This is a genomic window from Nocardia sp. CA-135953 (genome assembly GCF_050955735.1).
GTDB lineage: Bacteria > Actinomycetota > Actinomycetes > Mycobacteriales > Mycobacteriaceae > Nocardia.
On record NZ_CP192082.1, the window covers coordinates 5,874,397 to 5,899,974 of the forward strand.

Annotated in this window: 2 protein-coding genes; both read left to right on the forward strand. The window is 66.9% G+C overall.

Annotated elements, in window-relative coordinates; translation table 11 throughout:
• The first annotated feature begins 287 nt into the window (after positions 1-287).
• A complete protein-coding gene (locus tag ACQPXH_RS26925; RefSeq protein WP_433599265.1) occupies positions 288-24,728 on the forward strand; it encodes a non-ribosomal peptide synthase/polyketide synthase in 24,441 nt (8,146 codons plus the stop codon).
• Positions 24,722-25,513: an FkbM family methyltransferase gene (locus tag ACQPXH_RS26930; RefSeq protein ID WP_433599266.1), complete on the forward strand. Its 792-nt coding sequence runs from the start codon at positions 24,722-24,724 to the stop codon at positions 25,511-25,513. Before ACQPXH_RS26925 ends, ACQPXH_RS26930 begins: the two co-directional genes overlap by 7 nt.
• The last annotated feature ends 65 nt before the right edge of the window (positions 25,514-25,578 follow it).

Genomic DNA, 25,578 nt, shown 5'->3' on the forward strand with positions numbered 1-25,578 from the left:
TCCATAGACTACTGTGAGCAGGGGTTTTCTATGCCTGCACGCCGACGGCCGCACACCTTGGTGTCGCCGATACGGCGAATTTTTGCACCGTTGCTCAGCAACGTCGGGGACAGGCCAATAGTGGAGTAATGCGCTACGGCCGGTGCATGACGACAGCAAGGGATGGACGCTGCCACGTTGATGAAATGCATATGTAATTGCATCGGTACGGAAAAGCGCCTACGGCAAATTCCGGGATCGAGCAGGTCGCTGCACCTGTGTCTCGGAATTTGAGGAGGGGTTAGACGATGAGTTCGAATTCAGCTACGCCTGCCGACCGAAATCCGGATCTGATCCCGCTTTCCAGGGCGCAATACGGAATGTGGCTCGCGGACAATCTGCCAGGAGGCCCGAACGTCAATATCGCGCACTACGTCGAGATCGAGGGGCCGATAGACTACGACACGTTCACCAAGGCGGTGAACGACGCCGGCCGCGAAACCGAGTCTCTTGTTGTCCGGGTGGTCGAATCCGGCGGTCAGCCGTACCAATTCGTCGACCGCAGCATCGTCTACGACGAGCCGTTGCTGGATCTCAGCGCTGAAGACGATCCGTACGCGGCGGCGATGGAGTGGATGCGCGGTGACTACAACACCAAAGCTGTCGACCTGGCCCGGGACCGGCTGGCCGCGACGCGGCTTATCCGGATCGGCGCAGAACGGTATCTGTGGTACGCGCGCGCTCATCATCTGGTGATCGATGGCTTTGGCGCGTTCAACACCGTCAACCGAGTGGCCGAGCACTACAACGCGTTGCTCGAGGGCAGGCCGCCGGCCCGGCTGGCGGCGGCCCGGCTGGCGGACATCATCGCGGCGGAGCGCGCATATCGCATAAGTCGCCGGTTCGACACCGATAAGGCGTACTGGCTCGACAAGGTCGCCGGTCTGCCACCGGCGGTGAGTCTGTCCGGTCGTACCGCCAAGTGGAGCGAAGACGACCGCTTCGCTGGTCGGCGGTTGCCGTCGCGGTTGACCGCCATGCTCGACCGTTTCGCCGACGACCTGCACGCATCGCCCGCGCAAGTGGTGGCGGCCGCGTTCGCCGCGTTTCTCGCCCGCATGACAGACACCGACGACGTCGTCTTGTCGCTGCCGGTGACCGGACGTGTGACGAGGCCCTTGCGGAACGCCGCCGCGATGTTGGCGAACATGGTGCCGATCCGATTCGCCGTCGACGCGACGACCACGGTGGAAGGGCTGGTTCGCGCATCGGTGTCCGAACTCGTCCTGGCGATGCGGCACCAGCTCTACCGGTTCGAGGATCTGCGCCGCGAGTCCAACGCGTTGGACGCGGCCGCGACCTCGTTCGGTCCGATCGTCAATATCTTGTTCTTCGACTCCCGATTTCGGCTCGGTTCGGCGGTCGGCCACTACCGCGCACTGACGTCAGGGGCCCTGGACGACCTGCAGCTCAATATGTACCGCTCCGGTGCCGACGCCCCGCTGCTCATCGAATTGCACGGCAACGCCAACCTCTACGGCCAGGACGAACTCGACGTGCACACCGGTCGATTCGTCGACTTTCTGAACCGCATGCTGGACTCGCCTGTCGACACCCGCCTGGTCGATATACCACTCGTCGATCCCGCCGAGGAGCGGCGCATGCTGGGCGTACTCGCCGGCCGCGACGGGATGGCGATCTCTGCGACGCTCGTCGATCTGCTGATGCGACAGGCCGCGTCCACCCCGTCGACGGTGGCCGTCACGTCGGGGACGACGGCCCTCACCTACCGTGAGCTCGACGAGCGCTCGAACCGGTTCGCCCGCAAGCTCATCGCCCTCGGTGCCGGGCCGGAATCGCTGGTGGCCATCGCCATGCCACGCGATGCCGATCTGATCATCGTCGCTCTCGCGGTGCTGAAGTCGGGCGCCGGATATCTGCCGCTGGATCTCACACACCCGCTCGATCGACTCGAGTACGTGCTGCACGACGCCGATCCGATCGCTGTGGTGACGAACAGGAGCATGCGCGATCGGATGCCCGGCTATGCCGGACCCGTGGTGTTGTTCGACGACGACTCGGGTGTGCAGACGGCTCGTCCGATCACCGATGCTGAACGCACCCGCCCGCTGCGTGGCGACAACGTCGCCTACGTCATCTACACCTCCGGATCGACGGGGCGGCCGAAGGGCGTGCCGATCACTCATCGCGCGGTCGCCACCTACCTGACGAATGCGTGTGCCGAAATCGGAGTCCGCGCCGCAGATGTGTGGACGTTGTTCCATTCGTTCGCATTCGACTATTCGGTGTGGGAGATCTTCGGTGCACTGGTTACCGGCGGCCGGGTGGTCGTGGTGGACGGTCCGGCTACGCGTTCGCCGGACGACGTCGTGCGCTTGGTGGCGCGCGAGCGTGTGAGCGTCTTCAGCCAAACCCCCTCGGCCTTCCATCAATTCGCGGCCGCGCGACAGCGATACGTGGAGGCCGGGGAGCCCGACGGCGAGGTTTCCTTGCGACTGGTCGTTCTCTCGGGCGAAGCTCTCGATCCGACGGGCCTGTCGCACTGGTACGAACACAATCCGACCCTGCCCGTGCTCGCCAACAGCTACGGCATCACCGAAACCACCGTCTTCGTCACCTATCTCCGGTTGTCGCCCGACATCGCCGTGCCCGGCGCACCTAGCACGATCGGTCCACCGCTGCCCGGCTTGCGCGTGTACATCCTCGACGAACGATTGCGCCCAGCACCGCTGGGCGCCTGGGGCCAGATCTATGTCGGGGGATCGCAACTCGCCCGTGGCTACCTCGGCCGTCCTGGATTGACCGCGGTACGGTTCGTCGCCGATCCGTTCGGCGAGCCGGGCGATCGGCTGTATCGCAGTGGCGACGTGGCTCGTCGAAATATCAAGGGCGAGTTGGAATATCGCGGTCGCGCCGATCAGCAGGTGCAGCTGCGCGGATTCCGGATCGAGCTGGACGAGATCCGCGGTGCGCTGGTGAGCCACAGTGCGGTCGCGGCGGCGGTGGTCATCGTGCACTTGCCGGGGACGGAAGCGGCCCGGCTGGTCGCGTATGCCGTGCCCGCCGACAACGCGGTGTGCGAGCCCGAGGTGCTGCGCGCGCACGTCGGGTCGATGCTGCCGGAGTACATGGTCCCGGCCCACATCGTCGTAATGCAGGAGTTGCCGCTGACCGTCAACGGCAAAGTCGACCTTCGGGCGTTGCCCGAGCCGACTGTCAATTCGGCCGCGGCATATGTGGCGCCGCGCACCGTGGTCGAGGAGACCATCACCGACGTCTTCGCCGAGGTCCTTGCCACTGCGAAGGTCGGCGTACTGGACAATTTCTTCGACCTGGGCGGCAATTCACTGACCGCCACCAGCGCTGCCGTGCGTATTGCCGAGCTGACCCGGCGTGAGGTGTCGGTGCGCGAACTGTTCGGCAAGCAGACCGCTGCCGAACTCGCCGCCTATATCGAAGCCGGTCGGCACTACAGCCGCCCCGCGCTGCGGGCACGGCCGCGTGTCGAGCCCATTCCGCTTGCACCGGCACAGAATCGGATCTGGTTGATCAATCAGGTCGACCCGGAGTCGGCGGCGTACAACGTTCCGCTGGTGCTGCGGCTGACCGGACGCCTCGACGCCGCGGCGTTGCGTTCGGCGCTGACCGACGTGCTCGAACGGCACGAATCCCTGCGAACCGTGTACCCGGCCGTGAATGGTCAAGGGACGCAGGTGATTCTGCCCGCCGAGCAGGTCGCCGCCGATCTCGATCCGACCCCGCAGGCCGTCGATCCCGACGAGCTGGAGCGACGAATCCGGGAGGTGGCCTCGACCGGCACCGATGTGCGCCGACGTCCGCCGATCCGGGTCGCGCTGTTCGCATCCGCGGACCGTCGACGACACACCTTGGTTGTCGTCCTGCATCACATCTGCTGCGACGGATCGTCGTTGCCACCGCTCGCGGCGGATTTCGCGGCCGCCTATCGAGCACGGTCGCAGGGACATGCGCAGGACTGGCAACCGCTGAGCGTGCAGTACGCCGACTACAGCGTCTGGCATCGCAACATGCTCGGCGACGAAAACAACCCCGACTCGCTTGCGGCATGCCAATTGCATTATTGGACAACACAATTGGCGGGATTGGCGGGACCGCTCGAACTACCCGCCGACCGTCGGCGCCCGGCTCGCCGATCCATGCTCGCCGACGTCGTCGACACCGTGATCCCGGCCGAGACACGCGCCGGGATCGAGCGGCTGGCGCGCGCGGCGAATGTCACCAGCTTCATGGTCGTGCACGCCGCGGTGGCCGCCCTGCTCGCCCGGCTGTCGGGCTCGGCGGACATTACTATCGGGACGCCGGTCGCGGGCCGCGGCGAGCGCGCGCTGGAACCGCTGATCGGCATGTTCGTCAACACGGTGCCGCTGCGCACCCAGGTGCGCGGCGCTGAATCGTTCGCCGAGTTTCTGGCCCGGGTCAAAGATATCGATATCGATGCCTTCGCCAACAGTGACCTGCCGTACGAACGCATCGTGGAGGTGGTCGATGCGATGCCGTCGGCGGCGCACGACCCGGTGTGCCCGGTGTACCTCGCCTTCGAGAACATGGAACGCCCGAGCCTGGAGCTGTCCGAGCTCACCGTAGAGGTCCTGCAGCCGGGACCACAACCGGCGAAGGTCGACCTCATCGTCACCGTCGCCGAGAATGCCAGCGCCGCAGGTGATCTCGGTCTGCGGATCAACTACACCACGGACCTGTTCGATCGGACGACGGTCGAGGAGTTCGCCGGGCGACTGAATCGGATCCTCGCATCGGTCGTATCGAATCCGCACGAGCGCGTCGGTGTGGTCGATCCGCTGTCGGCGCGTGAGCGAGCCGCGCTGGTGCCCGCGTCAGGCGGCGCTGCCGAGCAGCCACGGGTGCTGGCGAAGTTGCTGACGGTCGAGAATCCGGACGCCGTGGCGATCGTTTCCGCGGAACGCACGATGACGTATGGGGAGTTGGATGCCCGGTCGAATCAGCTCGCTCGTTTGTTGATCGAGTGGGAAATAGGTCCGGACGACCAGGTCGCGCTGGTGCTTGGGCGGTCGGTGGAACTCGTGGTCGGGATGTGGGCGACGGCGAAGGCGGGTGCGGCGTTCGTCCCCGTGGATCCGCGCAATCCCGCCGATCGAGTCGCGCTCATGGTCGCGCAGGCGCAGGTGGTGCTGACGACCGAAGCCGCCCAAGACCTGCTGCCGCCTTCGGTACCACGGTTGCTGCTGGACGATCCGGGTAGCGAGATCTGCATTGCCTCGCGATCCGCGACCGCGGTGACAGATACCGATCGGATCCGGCCCTGCCGGGTCTCGAACGCGGCCTACGTGGTGTACACGTCGGGGTCGACGGGTGAGCCGAAGGGCGTCACTGTGACGCATGCGGGTTTGGCGAATTTCGCCGCCGAACAACGGGAACGCTATCGGATCGACAGTTCCGCACGGGTATTGCAAGTGGCGGCTCCGGGCTTCGACGCACTGGTCCTCGAGCTGCTGATGGCACACCCCAACCGCGCCGCGCTGGTGGTGTCGCCGCCGGATGTCTTCGCTGGGGACCGGTTGGCGGAATTGATTCGTACGCAGCGGGTTTCGCATGCGTTCATCACGCCGAGCGTGCTCGCGACCATGTCGCCCGACGGTGCGGACTCCTTGCGGGATCTGGTGGCCGGCGGCGAGGCGGTACCGGCGGAGACGGCTGCGGTGTGGGGTCCGGGTCGTCGGTTGTTCAATGGTTACGGACCCACCGAGACCACGATCATGGTCGCGATCAGCGACCCGCTGTGCTCCGGTGCCCGTGTCACGATCGGTGGCCCGATTCGCGGTGTCGCGGCCCTGGTATTGGATGAGAATCTGCAGCCGGTGCCGGTCGGGGTGACGGGACAGCTGTACATCTGCGGCATTCACCTTGCTCGCGGCTACCTCGATCGGCCCGCGGAGACCGCTTCGGCGTTCGTGGCCGATCCGTTCGGTAAGCCGGGTGCCCGCATGTACCATAGCGGCGACCTCGCCCGCTGGACGCCAGAGCACACGCTGGAATACATCGGGCGAACCGACTTCCAGGTGAAGATCCGCGGCCAGCGCATCGAACTCGGCGAAATCGAAGCCGTTCTCGCCGGTCATCCGACCGTGGCGGCGGCGGTGGCAGTCAGTGTGACCACGGAAAGCGGCCCGAGGCTTGCCGCCTACGTCACGCCGGCGATCGATGCTGTCGACGCCGCGGAGCTGCGCGCCCACGCCGCGCAACGCCTGCCGTCGCATATGGTTCCCGACGCGCTGACGGTGCTCGACGCGCTGCCGTTGACCTCGGTCGGCAAGGTTGACCGCGCGGCATTGCCCGCGCCGGTGTTCACCGCCGAGACCGAATTCGTCGCGCCTCGAGACGCCGCCGAGCAGATCGTCGCCGATGTGTGCGCCGCTGTGCTCGGCATCGAACGCGTCGGCGTGCTCGACAACTTCTTCGACCTCGGCGGCAACTCGCTGTCGGCGACGCGGCTGGCGGCGCGGCTGAGCGCCGTATTCGGCGTCGATGTCGCGCTGCACACCGTCTTCGATGCGCCCACCCTCGCGGCATTCGCGCAGACTCTGAAGGCCATCGAGGCACCCGGGCGGGAACCGCTGGTCGCGCAGGAGCGGCCGACGCGGATTCCGCTCTCACCCGCCCAGGCCCGGATGTGGTTCCTCAATCAGTTCGACACGACCTCGGCGCTGTACAACATCGCGCTGGTCGTCGGCATGTCGGGATCACTCGACGTGGCCGCGTTGCGCGCGGCGATTGCCGATGTGCTCGACCGCCACGAAGCACTACGCACCGTCTATCCGGACAGTGACGATGGACCACACCAGCTGATCGTGCCGGTGTCGGCGGGGATGCCCACGCTGGAGCCGATCGAGGTGGCGGCCGGTGACGTAGAGGCGCGCATCGCTGCGACCGGCGCGGCCGGATTCGACGTCACCCGCGAGATACCGTTGCGAATCACATTGCTGCGCAGCGCCTGCGAGCAGCACACCCTGGTCCTCGTCGTCCATCACATCAGCTTCGACGGGTCATCGCTCGCACCGCTGGCCGCGGACCTGGTGACCGCCTACAACGCCCGCGTGCAGAAGCAAGCGCCGCAGTGGCCGCCGCTACCGGTGCAGTACGTCGATTACGCGCTGTGGCAACGGAAATGGCTCGGCACCGAGAAAGGGCCGAATTCTCCGGCCGCCACTCAGATCGAGTATTGGCGGACGGCACTGGCCGATCTGCCCGAAGTGCTCGATCTGCCCACCGATCGCCCGCGCCCGGCCCGGCAATCGTTCCGTGGTGCGACGGTGTCGGCAACGCTGCCAGCCGACCTCGGTCGCGAGATAGTCGCGCTGGCCCGCAGCCATGATGTGACGGTCTTCATGGTGCTGCACGCCGCGTATGCCGCACTGCTGGCCCGGCTCTGCGGGACCGGCGACATTGCGGTCGGCACGCCGATCGCCGGTCGCGGCGAACCGGGACTCGAGCGCCTGATCGGCATGTTCGTCAACACTTTGGTGCTGCGCACCCGCATCGAGCCCGGCGCATCCTTCGTGCAGATCCTGGAGCAGGTGCGGGCGAGGGATCTGGCCGCCTTCGACCACGCCGACATTCCGTTCGAGCGGATTGTCGAGGTGCTGAATCCGCCCCGCACGACGGCACATGCGCCGTTGACACAGGTCGGATTCTCGTTCCACAACCTCGAGATTCCCACCGTGGAATTCGAGGGACTGACGGTGTCGGCGCGGGCCGCCGATCCGAGCGTTGCCAAATACGATCTGCATCTCAATCTCATCGACACCGCGTGGCGCGATGGTGAACCAGGCGAGATGTCCGTCGAATTCGGTTATGCGACAGATCTTTTCGATGAACCAACGGTCACCCGCATGTTCGAGCGATTCGTGCTGCTGCTACGGGCGATGGTCGCCGATCCTGCCCGAGCGGTCGGTGATGTCGAGTTGCTGACCGCGCAGGAAGCACGCGAGCTGGTCGTGCGGGAGACCGGGGGGACGATCCCACTGCCGTCGACGACAGTCGCGGACCTGTTCGCCGTCCAGGCCGCGGCGACGCCGGATCGCACCGCCGTGCTCGACGCCGAAGACGGCGCGCGGCTCACCTACCACGAATTCGCGGCACGGGTGAACGCGCTGGCCCGCGCGTTGATCGGACGTGGTGTGGGCCCGGAAACCGTCGTGGCCGTGGCAATGCGGCGCTCGGTGGACCTGCTGATCACGCTGTATGCCATCCACGCGGCCGGCGCGGGGTATCTGCCCCTTGACCAAGACCATCCCCGCGATCGCGTGCGTGCCGTTCTCACCGCAGCGCGGCCGAGGGTGGTGCTCACCCGTCCCGGCGACGACGCGAATCTGCCGAGCCACGTTCCGGTATGGACGCTCGCGGACCTCGACGCCGAACACGAGGATCCATCGCCGGTGACCGACGCGGATCGGCTCGGGCCGCTGCAGCCGGAGAATCTGGCCTATGTCATCTATACCTCCGGTTCGACCGGGGTACCGAAGGGAGTGGCGATATCGCATGCCGCGGTGGTCAATCAGCTGCGCTGGCTGCGCGAGCACTACCGCCTCGGCGACGACGTCATGCTGTTGCGCACGCCGGTCACCTTCGACCTGTCGGTCTGGGAGTTGTTCTGCCCCTTGACATCTGGCTCGAAGTTGGTTGTCGCGGGTGCCAACGGGAGCGGCGATCCGGATGCGGTGGCCCGGCTGATCGCCGAACATCACATAACGACAGCGGATTTCGTGCCGTCGCTGCTTTCGGTGTTCCTGGAGACAGCCATCGGCCGCGAATTCCCGGATCTGCGGCGGGTGCTGTGTATCGGCGAAACACTGCCGACCGAAACCGTCAGGCGACTGCGGGATGTCAGCAACGCCGACATCGACAACCTGTACGGGCCGACCGAGGCCGCGGTCAGCGTCACCGTGTACCACGTCGACGGGGCGGGCGGGCTGGACGGCGCCGCCGTACCGATCGGCGTACCCGAGCCGAATGTGATTGTGCACGTGCTGGACTCGCGACTGCACCCGGTTCCGGCGGGGGTGACCGGCGAACTGTATCTGGGCGGCGTCCAGCTGGCCCGCGGGTACCACCATCGCCCGGGTCTGACCGCGGCGACCTTCGTCGCCGACCCGTTCGACCGTGCGCACGGAACCCGCCTCTACCGCACCGGCGATCTGGTGCACTGGGGCAAAGACGGCACCCTGCGCTACGTCGGCCGCGCCGACGATCAGGTGAAGATTCGCGGACTGCGAATCGAATTGGGCGATATCGAGGCCGCCCTGCTCGCGCACGACCAGGTGAGCGCGGCCGTCGCCCGGGTGCACCGCGACCGTGACGAACAACGCCTGATCGCCTATGTGGTCACCCTGCAAACCTTGGACACCAAGCAGCTGCGACGCTTTCTGCTGGAGCGACTGCCGGCTTACATGGTGCCGTCGGCGATTGTCCGGATCGACGCGGTGCCACTGACGGCCAACGGCAAGGTCGACTATCGGGCCCTGCCCGAACCGGAGCCGAGCGACCCCGAGGCCGACTACCGGGCACCGCGATCGCTGGTGGAGCAGGCCGTCGCCGGGATCTTCGCCGAACTGCTCGGCCTGCCCACGGTCGGCGCGGACGACGACTTCTTCGACCTGGGCGGGAATTCGCTGCTCGCCACGCGCGCGCTGAGCCGGATCGGGGCCGTCGTGGACGCGACCGTGCCGGTGCGGATGATCTTCGAGGCCCCCACCGTCGCCGAGCTGGCCGAACGCATCGCACAGCTGCGTGGGGTGCCTGCTCTGCCCACCCTGACGCCGAAGCCGAGACCGCAGCGCCTGCCCTTGTCGACGGCGCAGGCCAGGATGTGGTTCCTCAACCAGTTCGATCCGGACTCCCCCGGTTACGTGGTGCCGCTGGCGATTCGGCTCGACGGTCGGCTCGACGTCGATGCGCTCGCCGCGGCCGTCGGAGATGTCGTCGCCCGGCACGAGAGCTTGCGGACCATGTATCCGCCCGTCGATGGCACACCCACGCAGGTGGTGTTGGACGCGGCCGATGTCGTCGCGGGCTGGGATCTGACCCCGCTGCGGATCGAGGAGCGCGAGCTGGTCTGTCGACTGGCCGCGTTCGCTGGCACCGGGTTCGATGTGTCGAAGGGCGTGCCGCTGCGGGTAGCGCTGTATCAGCTGTCGGATACGGCCTGGGTGGTCGCGGTGGCCGTGCACCACATCAGTTGCGACGGCTATTCGGTGGCACCGCTTGCCGCCGATATCGTGACCGCCTACCGGGCCCGGACCAGTGCAAACCTTCCGGATTGGGCGCCACTCACCGTCCAATTCGCCGACTATGCTCTGTGGCAGCGTGATGTGCTCGGCTCGCCCGACACCCCGGACTCCCCCGTGTTTCGCGATATCGCCTACTGGCGAACCCGATTGGCAGGTATCCCCGAACTGCTCGAGCTGCCGACCGATCGCCCGCGTCCGGTCGAGCAGACCCACCACGGTGCGGTGCTGCGGGTCGAGATTTCGGCCGAGCTGCAGGGCCGGGTGGAGGCATTGGCCCAGCGAGCCAAAGCCACGACGTTCATGGTGGTGCACACCGCCCTCGCGGTACTGCTGTCGCGACTGTCCGGCAGTGACGACATCACGATCGGCGTGCCGCACGCTGGTCGCGGGCACCGGGCGCTCGACCATCTCGTCGGGATGTTCGTCAACACCTTGGTGCTGCGCACCCGTGTCGCGCTCGAGCAGACCTGCAACGAACTGCTGGATGCGGTGCGGCACAACGATATCGAGGCGTTCGACCACGCCACCGTGCCGTTCGAGCAACTGGTGGAGGCGCTGAATCCGGCACGGTCGACGGCACACGCGCCGTTGTTCCAGGTGATGCTCGCCTACCAGAACATGGTGCGCGCGCACGTGGAACTTCCTGGTCTCACCATCGAGACCATCGACGCGGGCGACAGCGCAGCGATCTGCGACCTGTTGCTCATGATGACCGAGGAGCATGGGCCCGGCAACGAGCCAACCGGCATGGCGCTGCGCCTGACCTACGCCACAGACCTGTTCGATGCCGACTCCGCGCAGCGTTTCGCCGATCGGTTCGTGCGTCTGCTGGACAGTCTCACGACCAACGCCGATATGCCGATCGGCGATATCGATCTGCTCGATGCCGGCGAGCGGCAGTTGGTGTTGGACCACTGGAACGATACCGGCGGTCCCGCCTCGGCGGGCAGGACTCTGGTCGACGCCTTCGCCGACCAGGTCGAACGCACCCCGGATGCCCCGGCGATTCGGCTTCCCGACGGCGAGGGGCTGACCTACCGGGAATTCGCCGCACGCGTCAACCGGTTGGCCAGGTGGCTCATCGCCCGCGGCGCGCGGCCGGAAACCATTGTGGCGGTCAGCGTTCGGCGCTCGATCGAGCTCGTTACCGCACTGTATGCGGTGGTCGAGGCGGGTGCTGCCTTCCTGCCGATCGACCCGGACCAACCGAGTACGCGCATCGCCGGTGTGCTCGGCGCGGCTCGTCCGCTGCTGGTGCTCACCACCTCGATGGACGACCACGGCCTGCCCGCGGGATTCGACTCCGTTCACATCGACCGACTGGAAATGGCCGAACTGTCCGGCGCCCCGATCACCGACGCGGAACGGCGTGCGCCGCTGCGACCGGAGAACGTGGCCTATGTGCTGTTCACTTCCGGCTCCACCGGCGTTCCCAAAGGCGTGTCCCTGACGCACGCCGCGACCATGAGTCAACTGGCGTGGGCGCAGCGGCGGTGGCCGCACACCGTCACCGATACGGTGCTGCACAAAACCCCGATTACCTTCGACATCGCCGTGTGGGAGTTGTTCTGGCCGTTGCAGGTCGGCGCGCAGATCGTGGTGGCCGAACCCGACGCGCACCGGGACCCTGCCTACCTCGCCGATCTGATCGCGAGCCGCGACATCAGCACGGCGCACTTCGTGCCGTCGATGCTCGACGTCCTACTCGAATCCGATGGCGACACCGAATTGCCGTCCATCCGAAGGCTTTTCGTCTCGGGTGAGGCGTTAGCGCAGCACACCGTCGATGCAGCTGTTCGCGTATTCCCCGAGGCCGAGGTGGTGAACTGGTACGGTCCGGCCGAGGCTGAGGTGGTCACGGCCGCCCGCTGCCTGCCCGGTGCGCAGACCCCGGCGACGGTCCCGATCGGCGCGCCCGTGGCGGGCATGCGGGTCTATGTGCTCGACAAGCGGCTGCAACCGGCACCTGTCGGTGTCGTCGGCGATCTGTACATCTCGGGTGTGCAGGTGGCGCGCGGATATCACGCTCGGGCCGACCTCACCTGCGCCGCCTTCCTCGCGCACCCGTTCGGGGTGCACGGGGAGCGGATGTATCGCACGGGTGACCTGGCGCGCTGGACGCGCGACGGGGAGCTGGAATTCCTGGGCCGCAGCGATTTCCAGGTCAAGGTGCGCGGTCAGCGAGTGGAGCCGGGCGATATCGAGGCGGCGGCATGCGCGCTGCCGGAGGTGGCTCGTGCGGTCGCCGTCGCGACCTCCGAACGCATCGTCGCCTATGTGACGCTGGTGCCCGAAGCGATGACCGACGGGCGCACGATCCGCGAGCAGCTTTCGCACGTGCTGCCGTCGTATCTGGTGCCGGCTCGCATCGAGGTGCTCGACGCCATGCCGCTCAGCTCGAACGGCAAACTCGACCGCGCCGCCTTACCGGCACCGACATTCGACGACGGCGAGGAATTCGTCCCCGCCGGCACCGAATGTGAAGCGGCACTGGCCGATATCGTCGCCGCGGTCACCGGGAGCGAGCGAGTGAGCGTGCGAGCGAACTTTTTCGAAATCGGTGTGGACTCCCTCTCGGCCGTTCGGATCGCCGCACGCGCCGAGACGGCGCTCGGTGTCGAAGTCGCCATCCGCGACATCTTCGAGGAACCGACCGTCGCCGGATTGGCGGCACGGCTGGCGCGGCGGACGCGGGCGGTGCTGATCCCGCTCGCGCCGCGCCCGCGCCCGGCGACGATCCCGCTGGCCATGGCGCAACGACGGTTGTGGTTCATCAATCAGTTCGACACCGCCTCAGCGGCCTACAACATCAGTTTCACGGCCCGGTTGACCGGCGCACTCGACGTCGACGCGCTGCGGGCGGCATTCGGCGACGTGGTGGCTCGGCACGAGCCGTTGCGGACGGTGTATCCAACAGTCGGCGACGAGCCGTGTCAGGTCGTGCGCGATGTGACGACCGTGGTCGACTCGGCTCTGGATCCGGAGCCGGTCGCCGACGACACCGTATTGGCCGAGCGGATACGGCAGACCGTCGAGACGGGCTTCGACGTCGCCCGCACCGTTCCCCTGCGAGCGCGGCTGTATCGCACCGGCCCCGACGTGCATGTTCTGGTGCTGGTCGTCCATCACATCGCCGCCGACGGCGCGTCGATGGCGCCGTTGGCGCGCGACATCTTCGCGGCCTACCGCGGGCGAGTGAAAGGCACAGCGCCGCAATGGAAACCACTACAGGTCCAGTACGCCGACTACGCGATGTGGCAGCGTGCGGTCCTCGGCACCGAGGACGATCCATCGTCGATGATCGCGCGGCAGATCCCCTATTGGACCGACACTCTCGCCGACGCCCCTGAGCTGCTCGACCTGCCGACCGACCACCCTCGGCCCGCGACCATGTCGCTGGCGGGCGCCAGCGTCCGCTTCGACATCCCGCAGCCGCTACATGACGAGGTTGTGCGGCTGGCCCGTCGCGAGGGCGCCACCGTCTTCGTGGTGCTGCACGCCGCACTCGCGATCGTGCTGGCGCGCACCGCGCATACCGACGACGTATCGGTCGGTACGCCGGTCGCCGGCCGGGGCAACCCGGCGCTGGAGGATCTCGTCGGCATGTTCGTCAACACAGTGGTGCTGCGCACGCCGGTCCGCGACGACCGGTCGTTCCGGCAACTCGTGGCCGAGGTGCGCGGCATCGACCTCGAAGCACTCGCGCATGCGGACCTCCCCTACGAGCGATTGGTCGATGTGCTCGACCGGCCCCGATCGACGGCGTATACGCCGCTGTATCAGGTGCTGTTCGGATTGCAGAACACCGCAGGCGCCCGGTTCCAGCTGCCCGACGTCGATGTCGAACTGCTCGATCCTGGTGTCGCCCAAGCCAAGACCGATCTCATGGTAATGCTGACCGAACGCCTGGACGATGCGCGACCGGCCGGGATCGAGGGCGAAATCATCTATGCGACAGATCTTTTCGTGGAATCTTCGACGTCAGCGCTGGCCGAGCGGTTCCTGCGTGTCCTGGACGCGGTCGTCGCCGATCCGAACCGGTCGATAGGTGACATCTCACTGATCGGTGTCGAGGAAGTCGAACGGCTGCTCCCGGCGCGCGGCGGCGACGCCCCCGCACCGCGGCTACTGCCCGATCTGCTGACCTCGGCCGTGGCAACGACTCCCGAGGCGATCGCCCTGATCGACGGCACCCGCGTTCTCAGCTACGGCGAACTCGACCGTCGCGCCGATCGACTTGCGGCGCAGCTGCTTTCCTGGGGTGCCGGACCCGGGATGTGCGCCGCGCTGGTCGTGCCGCGCTCGGCCGACTATCACATCGCCATGTGGGCGATCATGAAGACCGGGGCCACGTTCGTGCCGGTGGACCTGCGTTATCCACCGGAGCGGATCGCATATCTGCTGGACGATTCCGGAGCCGAAATCGGGGTCACGGTCGCGTCCGCGCGGCCGTCCCTGCCGGACGACGTCCAGTGGCTGGTGCTCGACGACCCGGGCACAGCCGCTGAAATCGCGGCGCGTCCAAGCGATACCGTATCGGACGCGAATCGCCAACGCGCTCTTCGGATCGGGGATGCGGCATATGTGATCTACACGTCGGGTTCGACCGGCACGCCGAAGGGTGTGGTGGTCACTCACGAAGGGCTGGCGGCGTTTGCGGCCGAGCAGCGTGAGCGTTATCGGGTCGAGGCCACCTCGCGCGTGTTACAAGCCGCGGCACCCGCATTCGACGCGGTACTGCTCGAAGCCTTGATGGCGCATGCCGCCGGTGCGGCGTTGGTGGTGTCCCCACCTGAGGTGCTCGGTGGCTCGCCGATGGCGGAACTGATCCGGACCCATCGGGTGACGCATGCGTTCCTGACGCCGAGTGTGCTGGCGACGATGTCGCCCGGCGAGGTGGATTCGGTACGGATGCTCGCGGTCGGCGGCGAAAAGGTGGCGCCGGATCTGATCGCCGCCTGGTCGGCGGGGCGGCGGCTGCACCACATCTACGGCCCGACCGAGACGACGATCGTGATCACGATCAGCGATCCGGTGCAGCCCGGGGAGGTGCTTACCATCGGCGGGCCGATCCGCGGTGCCGAGGCGGTGGTACTGGACGCGCGGCTGCGGCCGGTGCCGATCGGAGTACCCGGGGAACTGTACTCTTCCGGGGCCGCACTGGCCCGCGGCTATCTGAATCGTCCTGGAACAACGGCACGTTCGTTCGTGGCCAACCCGTACGGTGCGCCGGGTGCGCGGATGTATCGCACCGGCGATATCGTCCGCTGGACCGAGCAGGGCACGCTGCAGTACGTCGGCCGCCTCGATTTCCAGATCAAGATTCGCGGCCAGCGCGTCGAGCTGGGCGAGATCGACGCCGCGCTGCTGACCCATCCGGCGGTCGCCACCGCGGTAACCGTGAGTCGCCGAGGCCCCGTCGGTCACCCCGTGCTCGCCGCGTACCTCACGGCCGAACCCGAAACGGTCCTCGAACCGAGCGCGGTGCTCGATCACGTGACTGCCGCCCTGCCCGCCCACATGGTGCCGGCGACGATCACCGTACTCGACTACCTGCCACTCACCTCGTCCGGCAAGGTGGATCGAGAAGCGTTGCCCGAGCCGGTTTTCGAGACCCCCGAAGACGCCGCCGTCGCTGTGTCGACCGACCTGGAACGCGCCATCGCCGCGGCCTTTGCCGACGTCCTGGGCGTCACCACAGTGGGCGCGAGGACCTCCTTCTTCGCGCTGGGCGGCGACTCCATCATGTCGATCCAGCTGGCCGCGCGCCTGAAGTCGGCGGGGGTCACCGTGACGGCCCGGGACATCTTCGAGCACAAGACGGTTCGCGGGCTGGCGCAAGTCGCGCAGGCCACAGAACGGGCGACTCTGGTCGAGCTGTCCGGCGGTGGTGTCGGCGATATTCCGTGGATGCCGATCGTGTGCTGGTTCGCCGAGCGGCTCGGGGCGCCGGCTCGGTTCGCGCAGTCGATGCTGGTGCGGCTGCCGCGTGACGCACGCGTCGAGGATGTGGTCTCGACCGTGCGGGCGATCGTCGAACACCATGATGTGCTGCGGTCGCGGCTCGATGGGCAACGCTGGGAGGTGTTGCCACCGAGCGCCGCCGACGTCACCGGTTCGGTCTCTGTGCGCAGCTTCGGCGCCGACGAGGCTCCGGGCAGCCCCGGTTTCACCGCCGTGGTGGAAGCGGCGTCCGCCGCGGCCTACGACCGGCTCGACCCGGCGGCGGACAGGCTGGTGCACGTCGTGTGCCTGCTGCCCGAATCCGGTGTGGATGCCGAGGGCCGGGCACTGATCGTGATCCATCACTTGGCCGTCGACGCGGTGTCGTGGCGAATCCTGCTGCCCGACTTCATGACTGCCTGGCAGCAGATCACCCGGGGCCAGGCGGTCGAGCTGGCGGCGCCGGGCACCTCCATGCGTCGGTGGGCACACGCCTTGATCGCCGCGGCGGCCGAGCGCGCTGGGGAAGTCGAGCTTTGGCAGCGGATCAGTTCGGCACCGGATCCGCTGCTCGGGCGTGCGGAGATGGATCCCGCGCGGGACACCCAAGCGACTGTGCGTGAGCTGACGGTGTCACTCCCGGTCGAGGTGACCTCGCCCTTGCTCGACGAGGTGCCCCGCGCCGTGCGCGGCAGTGTCGACGATGTGCTGCTGGCCGCGCTCACCGTGGCGCTGACTCGATGGCGCAGCCGTCGCGGCGACACGTACGCGGGCATGAAGGTCATGCTGGAAGGGCACGGTCGCGAAGAGCAGATCGCCGCGGGCGCCGACATCTCCCGCACCGTCGGCTGGTTCACCACCCGGTATCCGGCTGCGCTCGAACTGAGCGGCATCGATCCAGCGGACCTGCGCGCAGCAGTGAAATCGGTCAAGGACCAGCTGCGCATCATCCCGGACAAAGGCATCGGTTACGGCCTGCTGCGCTATCTGAACCCCGACACGGCCGATCGGCTCGCCGCGCTGCCCGAACCGCAGATCAGTGTCAACTATCTCGGCCGGGTCGGTGTCGATCTCGCGACACTGTCGGATCTTGCGTGGGTACCCACCGACGAACCTTTCGACCGCCGAGCCGCCTTCGATCCGGACATGCCGGCGGCGGCGGTGCTCACGATCGATGTGAACATCGTCGACGGCGCGGCCGGACCGCGGCTATCGGCCTACGTCGGCTACGCCTCGCGGCTGCTCGACCACGACGACGTCGCCGAACTCACCGACGAATGGGTCGACGCCATGACCGCGATCGCGGCGCTGGCGACCGAGGATTGGGGGCTCTCGCGGGCCGATGTTCCGCTGGTCGACCTCACCCAACACGAGCTGGACGAGTTCGCCGACCGGTACGGACCGCTGAGCGAGGTGTGGCCACTGGCACCGCTGCAGGCGGGGCTGCTGTTCCACGCCGAGATCGCTGCGGGCGGGCTCGACGTCTACCTCGCGCAATCGGCGCTCACCCTGACCGGTGCGGTCGACGAGAACCGGCTCGAGCGCGCCGCGCGAGCCCTGCTCGCCCGCTACCCCAACCTGCGGGCCGCCTTCATTCGCACCGCGGAAGGCGTTGCGGTGCAAGTGATTCCCACCGATACGGCGGTGTCGTGGCGCAGCATCACGCTGTCCGGCGATACACCGGACCTGAACGAGGTGATCGACGCGGAGCGGGCAACCGGATTCGATCCGGCCGATCCGCCACTGCTGCGCTTCCTGCTGATCACGGTGCGCCCGCACGAGTTCCGGCTGCTGGTGACCGCACATCACCTGCTGCTCGACGGCTGGTCGTTGCCGCTGCTGTGGCGTGAGCTCATCGGGTTGTACGCCGCGGACGCGCAGGCGCAGTTGTTGCCCGCTGCCGCGTCCTACCGCGACTACCTGGATTGGCTCGCGCGCCGCGACCGCACCGCAAGCGTCGAGGTGTGGCGAGAAGCGCTACGCCATGTCACCGAGCCGGCACTGATCGCCGGTGCGCACACCGAGACATCCGCGACCATTCCTATCGATCTGACGGTCGATCTCGATCGTGATACGACAGCGGAGTTGGCGGACTTCGCCCGCACACACTCGGTCACGATGGCGACGATCGTGCAGTTCGCCTGGGCGGTGGTGTTGAGCGACTTGCTCGGCACCGACACGGTGGTGTTCGGCAGCACGGTATCCGGCCGTCCCGCCGACGTGCCCGGGGTCGAGTCGATGATCGGCCTGTTCATCAACACGATTCCGGTCGCCGCCGAAGTGCGCCGGGACCGGACCATCGCCGAAACACTGACCAGACTGCAGGCCGACAACACTCGGCTGCTCGACCATCACTACCTCGAACTGCCGCAGATCCTGGCGGCCGTGGACGCCGTCGCGCTGTTCGACACTCTCGTCGTATTCGAGTCCTACCCGGTCGACAGCGGCGGACTCGGTGACACTGACGTCGACGGGATGCGGGTGATCGCGGCGGACGGCCGTGACGCCACGCACTACCCGATCACCGTGCAGGCCCACCAGACCGATACCCTGCATGTACGCCTGCGCTATCAGCCGGGTTACATCGACGGCGAGACGGCATCCGGTCTCGCGGCCCGGCTCGGCATCGTGCTGCGCGCGACCACGACCGATCCGTACGCGCGGCTGGATTCGGTGGATCTGCTGTCGGCGGCCGAGCGGCGGGAGTTGGTGCCCGCAACCGGCGGTAGTCCGGGTGCGCCACAGCTCGCTGCCGAGTTGTTCGCTGCGGGCGTGCACGTGAATCCCGGTGCGACAGCATTGCTTTCGGGTCGACGCGCGATGTCCTACGCCGAGTTGGACGCCAGGTCGAACCAGCTGGCGCGGCAATTGATCGAGTGGGGTGTCGGCCCCGGTGATTCGGTCGCGCTGGCGCTGGGGCGGTCGACCGAGTTCGTGACAGGCCTGTGGGCGGTGACCAAAACGGGTGCGGCGTTCCTGCCGATCGATCCGCGTAATCCGGCAGAGCGCGTGGCACATATGGTCGCGGACGCCGGCGTGCGGGTCGCGCTCACCGTCACGGCGTACCGGGATCTGCTTCCCGACGCGGTGCGCCCGGTGGTCCTCGACGGTCCGGACACCGAGGCCGACATCGCGGCGAAGTCCGCAACGGCCGTCACCGATCTCGAGCGCCTGCGGACGCCACGGATCCAGGACACGGCGTATGTGATCTACACCTCGGGGTCCACCGGGCTTCCGAAGGGCGTCGAGGTTACCCATGCGGGGCTGGCGAATTTCGCCGCGGTTGTGCGCGACCGGTTCGGGGTGGACACCCGGTCGCGTGTGCTGCACGCCGCGGGTACCGGTTTCGATGTGATGTTCCTCGAAGTCCTGCTTGCGCACACCAGCGGCGCATTGCTGGTGGTCGCGGAACCGGACGCGTTCGCCGGGGACGCGTTGGCGGACCTTATTCGCACACAACAGGTTTCGCACGCGTTCCTGACCCCGAGCGTGCTGGCCACTATGGCGCCGGCAGGGATGGATTCGTTGCGCGTGCTGATGGCCGGTGGCGAGGCGGTGACACCGGAGTTGGTCTCGGTGTGGGCGCCGGGCAGGCGGTTGTTGAACGGATACGGGCCGACCGAAACCACGATTCTGGCCGGGATCAGCGATGCGTTGCTTCCCGGTGCCGGCGTGACGATCGGTGGACCGATTCGTGGTGTCGAGGCCGTCGTCCTCGATCGGTGGCTGCGGCCGGTACCGGTCGGGGTGGTGGGCGAGTTGTACCTCGCGGGTATCCAGCTGGCCCGTGGCTACCTGAACCGGTCCGGCGTCACCGCCGGGTCCTTCGTGGCGAATCCGTTCGGCGCGCCGGGCTCGCGCATGTACCGCACTGGCGATCTGGCCCGCTGGCACACCGACCACACCGTGGAGTACCTGGGCCGCCGCGATTTCCAGGTCAAGATCCGCGGTCAGCGCATCGAACTCGGCGAGATCGAAGCCGTACTGTCCGAATATCCCGGCGTCGAGCACGCGGTGGTCGTGCTGTGCACCGATGTGAGCGGCACCGACCGGCTCGTCGGCTATTTGGTCGGCGACGGCCGCATCGAGCCGAGCGCCGTCAAGGCCGCGGCCCGCAGGCACCTGCCCGCACACATGGTGCCCGACGTGCTGATGCCGCTCGCCGAGGTCCCGCTGACCGCGACCGGCAAGCTGGATCGGGCGGCACTACCCACGCCGGAATTCCTGGACGAGAAGGAATGGGTCGCCCCGAGTACCGACACCGAACAGCGCGTCGCGGACATTTTCGGCGATGTGTTGGGTGTCAGCGGACCGGGCGCAGCGGACAGCTTCTTCGAGCTCGGCGGCAATTCACTGTCGGCGACGCGCGTGGTCGCGCGTTTGCGCACGGCATTCGGCGTGAGCGTCGGGATTCGGGACCTGTTCGACGCACCGACAGTCGCCGAGCTGGCCGCGCATCTCACCACCGCCGACCGCAACGTCGCCGTACCGCCGATACCGCGCATCCGCCCAGCGCTGGTACCGCTGTCCCCAGCGCAGCAGCGGATGTGGTTCCTCAATCAATTCGCCCCCTCGGTCGGCGCGTACAACATTCCGCTGGTGATCCGGCTGCGGGGCGAGCTCGATATCGATGCGCTGCGGCACGCGTGCGAGCTGGTCATCGACCGGCACGAGTCGCTGCGAACCAAGTTCCCGATGACCAACGGAACACCCTGCCAAGTCATGGTCGGTGTCGAGGAGGTGGCACCGGCACTGGCTCCGATCCGAGTCGACGAACAACATGTGCTGCAGCGGGCGGCGGCGGTGGCCTCCGCGGGCTTCGATGTGACCCAAGCACCTCCGGTACGAGCCGAATTGTTCGCCATCGACGACCGTGATCACGTGCTGGTGATCTGCGTGCATCACATCTGCGCCGACGGACAGTCGATGATGCCGCTCGCACGGGACGTGGCGCTCGCCTATGAGGCGAGCAGGCAAGGGACACAACCGAACTGGCCGCCCCTTCCGATCCAGTACGCCGACTACGCGCTGTGGCAGCGCGAGGTGCTCGGCGACGAACACGATCCGGACTCGCTCCTCTCCCGGCAGCTACGATTCTGGACCGACAGTCTCACCGGGCTGCCCGAACTGCTCGAGCTGCCGACCGACCTGCCCCGGCCGCCGGTGCCGTCCATGCGCGCCCGCGCGGTCGATTTCGAGCTGTCCGCCGAATTGCACGCCCGCATCGATGCCCTCGCCCGCGAGGCCAACGCGACAGTCTTCATGGTCCTGCACGCGGCCTTGACCGTGCTGCTGTCCAGGCTGGCCGACGTCGACGATGTTGCGATCGGCACCCCGGTGGCCGGCCGCGGCGACCGCGAACTCGACGACCTGATCGGCATGTTCGTCAACACGCTGGTGTTGCGGTCGCGGGTGTCGTCGCGGCAGCCGTTCGCCGACCTGCTCGCTGCCACCCGCGAAACGGATCTCGCCGCGTTCTCCCATTCCGATGTCCCCTTCGAGGAGGTCGTGGAGGCGCTCAATCCGCGGCGGTCGACCGCGCACATGCCGCTCTATCAGGTGACGCTCGATGTCCAGGATCTGAGCGCGGCCGCGTTGAAGTTGGCCGGGCTCACCGTCGAACCGATCGAGAACGGGTTCGACCAGGCCCGCGCTGATCTGAACGTCAAGCTCGTCGAACGGTTCGGTGCAGGGGGCCGTCCGGACGGCATGGTCGGACGACTCACCTTCGCCACCGATCTGTACATCGACCAGACGATGTCTCGATTCGCGCACGCGTATACCCGGATCCTGGAGCAAGGGACCGGGAATCCGTCTGTCGCCGTGGGCGATATCGACATCGTGGATCCCGACCAGCGGCGCGAGGTGCTGGCCGCCGCCGGAGTCGACGGCGTCGCGGTCGCGGATGTGACCCTGGACGAACTGTTCACCGCCCGCGTCTCGGCACAGCCAGACGCGGTGGCGGTGACCGATGGTGTGTCGCAGCTGACCTACGCGGAGTTGGATCGCCGCGCCACCAGGCTCGCCGTTCGGCTCACCGAGTGCGGTGCGGGGCCGGAAACCCTGGTGGCAGTGGCGTTGTCGCGTTCGGTCGACCTGATCGTTGGCCTGCTCGCGGTCGTGCGCGCCGGCGCCGGATATCTGCCGCTGGATATGTCGAACCCACCGCAGCGATTGCGCTTCATCCTCGACGACGCACGTCCGGCCACGGTATTGACCTCTACCGAAATAGCAGCGGACGTACCCGAATACGCGGCACCGACGCTACTGATCGAAGAATCCCGGTCCCTAGTCCCGGACTGTCCGGTGCCATCGGCCGCGCGACCGGACAACCTCGCCTACGTGATCTATACCTCCGGATCGACCGGGACCCCGAAGGGAGTGGCCGTCAGCCATCACGAAGCCGTCACATTGCTGACCCACGCCGCCCAACGATTCGATTTCCACCCCGACGACGTCTGGACGATGTTCCATTCGTACGCTTTCGATTTCGCGGTGTGGGAAATGTGGGGTGCCCTGCTGACCGGAGGCAGGCTGGTCGTCGTCGACTACAACACCTCCCGGACGCCCGAGGCATTGGTGGAACTGGTGGCACGCGAGCGCGTCACAGTGTTGAGCCAAACCCCTTCGGCCTTCTACGGATTCGTCGACGCGGAGCGCCGATATCGGGAATCCGGACTCGGCTGTGGCGATCTCGTGCTCCGGTATGTCGTCTTCGGCGGCGAGGCATTGGATGCGGCGCGGTTGACCGGCTGGTTCGCCGCGTATGAACCCGGATCGCCGCAGTTGGTCAACATGTACGGGATCACCGAGACGACCGTGCATGTGACATTCGCCGAGGTCGATGACCCGGGCGCGACCGGGATCGGATCACCGCTACCAGGGCTGCGTGTGTATGTACTCGATGACCAGCTGCAGCCGGTGCCGGTCGGTGTCCGCGGCGAGATCTATATCGCCGGAGGGCAACTCGCACGGGGTTACCTGCGAGCTCCGGCGTTGACGGCGAGCCGCTTCGTGGCGAACCCGTTCGATCCCAACGGCGGCCGCTTGTATCGGACCGGCGATGTCGCCCGCTGGCGCAAGACCGACAGTGGGCTGGAGTTGACCTACGCCGGCCGCGGCGACGCACAAGTTCAGTTGCGCGGGTACCGGATCGAGCTGGGCGAGGTGGAGTCGGCGCTGTTACGCCATCCGTCGGTGTCGCGGGCCGCGGTGGCGGTGCACCGCCATGAGCGCGACGTCGATCAGCTGATCGGTTACGTTGTCGGCACCGACGGGCAACGGATCGATCCCGGCCAGGTCCGGGCGGCCGCCGCTGAGGTCCTGACGAGCTACATGGTGCCCTCGACGGTCATGGTCCTGCCCGATCTGCCGCTGACCATCAACGGAAAACTGGATCGAAAAGCGTTGCCCGCTCCCGAGTTCGACGGAGCAGCGTACCGGTTCGTCGCACCGCGGACTCATACCGAGAAAGTGATCAGCGATGTGTACGCGCAGGTCCTGGGATCCGCGCGAGTCGGGGTGACCGACGGATTCTTCGACCTGGGGGGCAACTCACTGCTGGCCACCATGGCGATAACAGAGTTGCGGACTCGTGGTGTGGCGATCGAATTGCCATGGATGTTCGAAGATGCGACTCCGCAGGCTTTGGCGCGCAGGGTCGACGACTCGGAAGGTGACTCCGGCCTGAAGGTGCTGCTGGCGCTGCGCGCGAGGGGATCCGAGCCGGCGGTCTTCGCCGTGCATCCGGCGGGCGGTCTAGCGTGGTTCTACGGCGGCATCATCGAACATCTGCATTTGGATCGGCCGGTGTACGGGTTGCAGGATCCGCACGTCGTGTCCGGCGAACCACGAGCGGCGTCCGTCGACGAGCTGGCTGCACGCTATGCGGCCGAAATTCGCCGAGTGCAGCCCAATGGTCCGTATCACCTGCTCGGCTGGTCGTTGGGCGGACAGATCGCACACGCTATGGCGGTACAACTGCAACGCGATGGTGATCAGGTCGGCACCGTGGCGCTGCTGGACAGCGCAGCAGGTGCACCCTCGCAACCGGCCACATCCCTCCCAGGTCAGCCCGCACCGGGACAGCTGATGGCCGATCTACTCGGCGGCTGGCGCGAGCTGTTCGACCTCGGCGACGAATTGCAGGCGACTACCCATGAGCAAGCGTGGAATGTCATCCGGGACCAGGTGATCGCAACCGGAATGTTCACCGCCGAACAGACGGATCGGGTGATGGAGAGTTTCCGAACCGCGAACGATATCACCACCGGTTATCGGCCGAATGTCTTCGGCGGCGACCTGGTCTTCTTCACCGCCGGAAAAGATCACACCGACCACGACGCACTCGCGCACACGTGGCGGCCCTATGTCAGCGGCGACATTCACAACGTCGTCGTCGACGCCCGCCACCTCGAGTTGAGCCATCCACATGCGCTGGCCATCGTCGGCCCTATCGTTGAAAGGTTCATGAAACAATGCTGACCACTTTGCAGCAACTTCGTCTCGACGACGGCAGAACAGTGACCTGCACAAGCCCGGCAGAGGCCCGGATGCTGTGGGGTGAGATGACCGAGCCACACGGGTTCTACCAGCGTGCCGCCGCGTGCCTTTGCCCTGGCGACGTTGCCCTCGACATCGGCGCCAACATCGGACTCTGCGCGATAATGTTCGCCGACACCTGTCCCGGAATTCAGGTTATCGCGGTCGAGCCCGTGCCGATGACCTTTCGTTGCCTGGACCGCAATATTGCCGCGCATGTTCCGAACGGGATATCCCTAGAGATCGCGATCGGCGCCACGCCAGGCACACGGCCGTTCACCTGGTATCCGAACGCATCGGCGAACTCCGGTTTCTTCGCCGATCGCGAGGCAGATGACGAAGCCACCAAGATCTATCTGCGCAACTGCGGCTTGGACGACAAGGCCATCGCGCTCATCACCACCGGCCTGCACGACGGCGTACCACTGGAGGTCGGGGTCACCACTGTTTCGGCGATATTGGACGAACACTGCCGCGATAGCGAGATCGGTTTACTCAAAGTCGATGTCGAGCGTGCCGAATTGGATGTCTTGCATGGCATCACCGAAGCGGACTGGCGCCGTATCCACGCTGTCGTCGCCGAAGTCCATGATCGCGACGGCCGCCTGCGAGAAGTCCGCGAGTTGCTCGGTCGGCAGGGCATGTATGTGCAGACTCAGCAGGACCCGCGTTTGATCGGAACCGAATTGCACGAGGTATTTGCCGTCAGGCCCGAGCCGACCGACTGACGGTGACGGATCGGTGCTGTCAGCACCTTCGACAGGCGCCGGTTCGACGGGACTGCGGGTTGATC

Coding starts and splice junctions, on each gene's coding strand:
- ACQPXH_RS26925 (WP_433599265.1), top strand. CDS start 288: ATGAGTTCGAATTCAGCTACGCCTGCCGACCGAAATCCGGATCTGATC.
- ACQPXH_RS26930 (WP_433599266.1), top strand. CDS start 24,722: ATGCTGACCACTTTGCAGCAACTTCGTCTCGACGACGGCAGAACAGTG.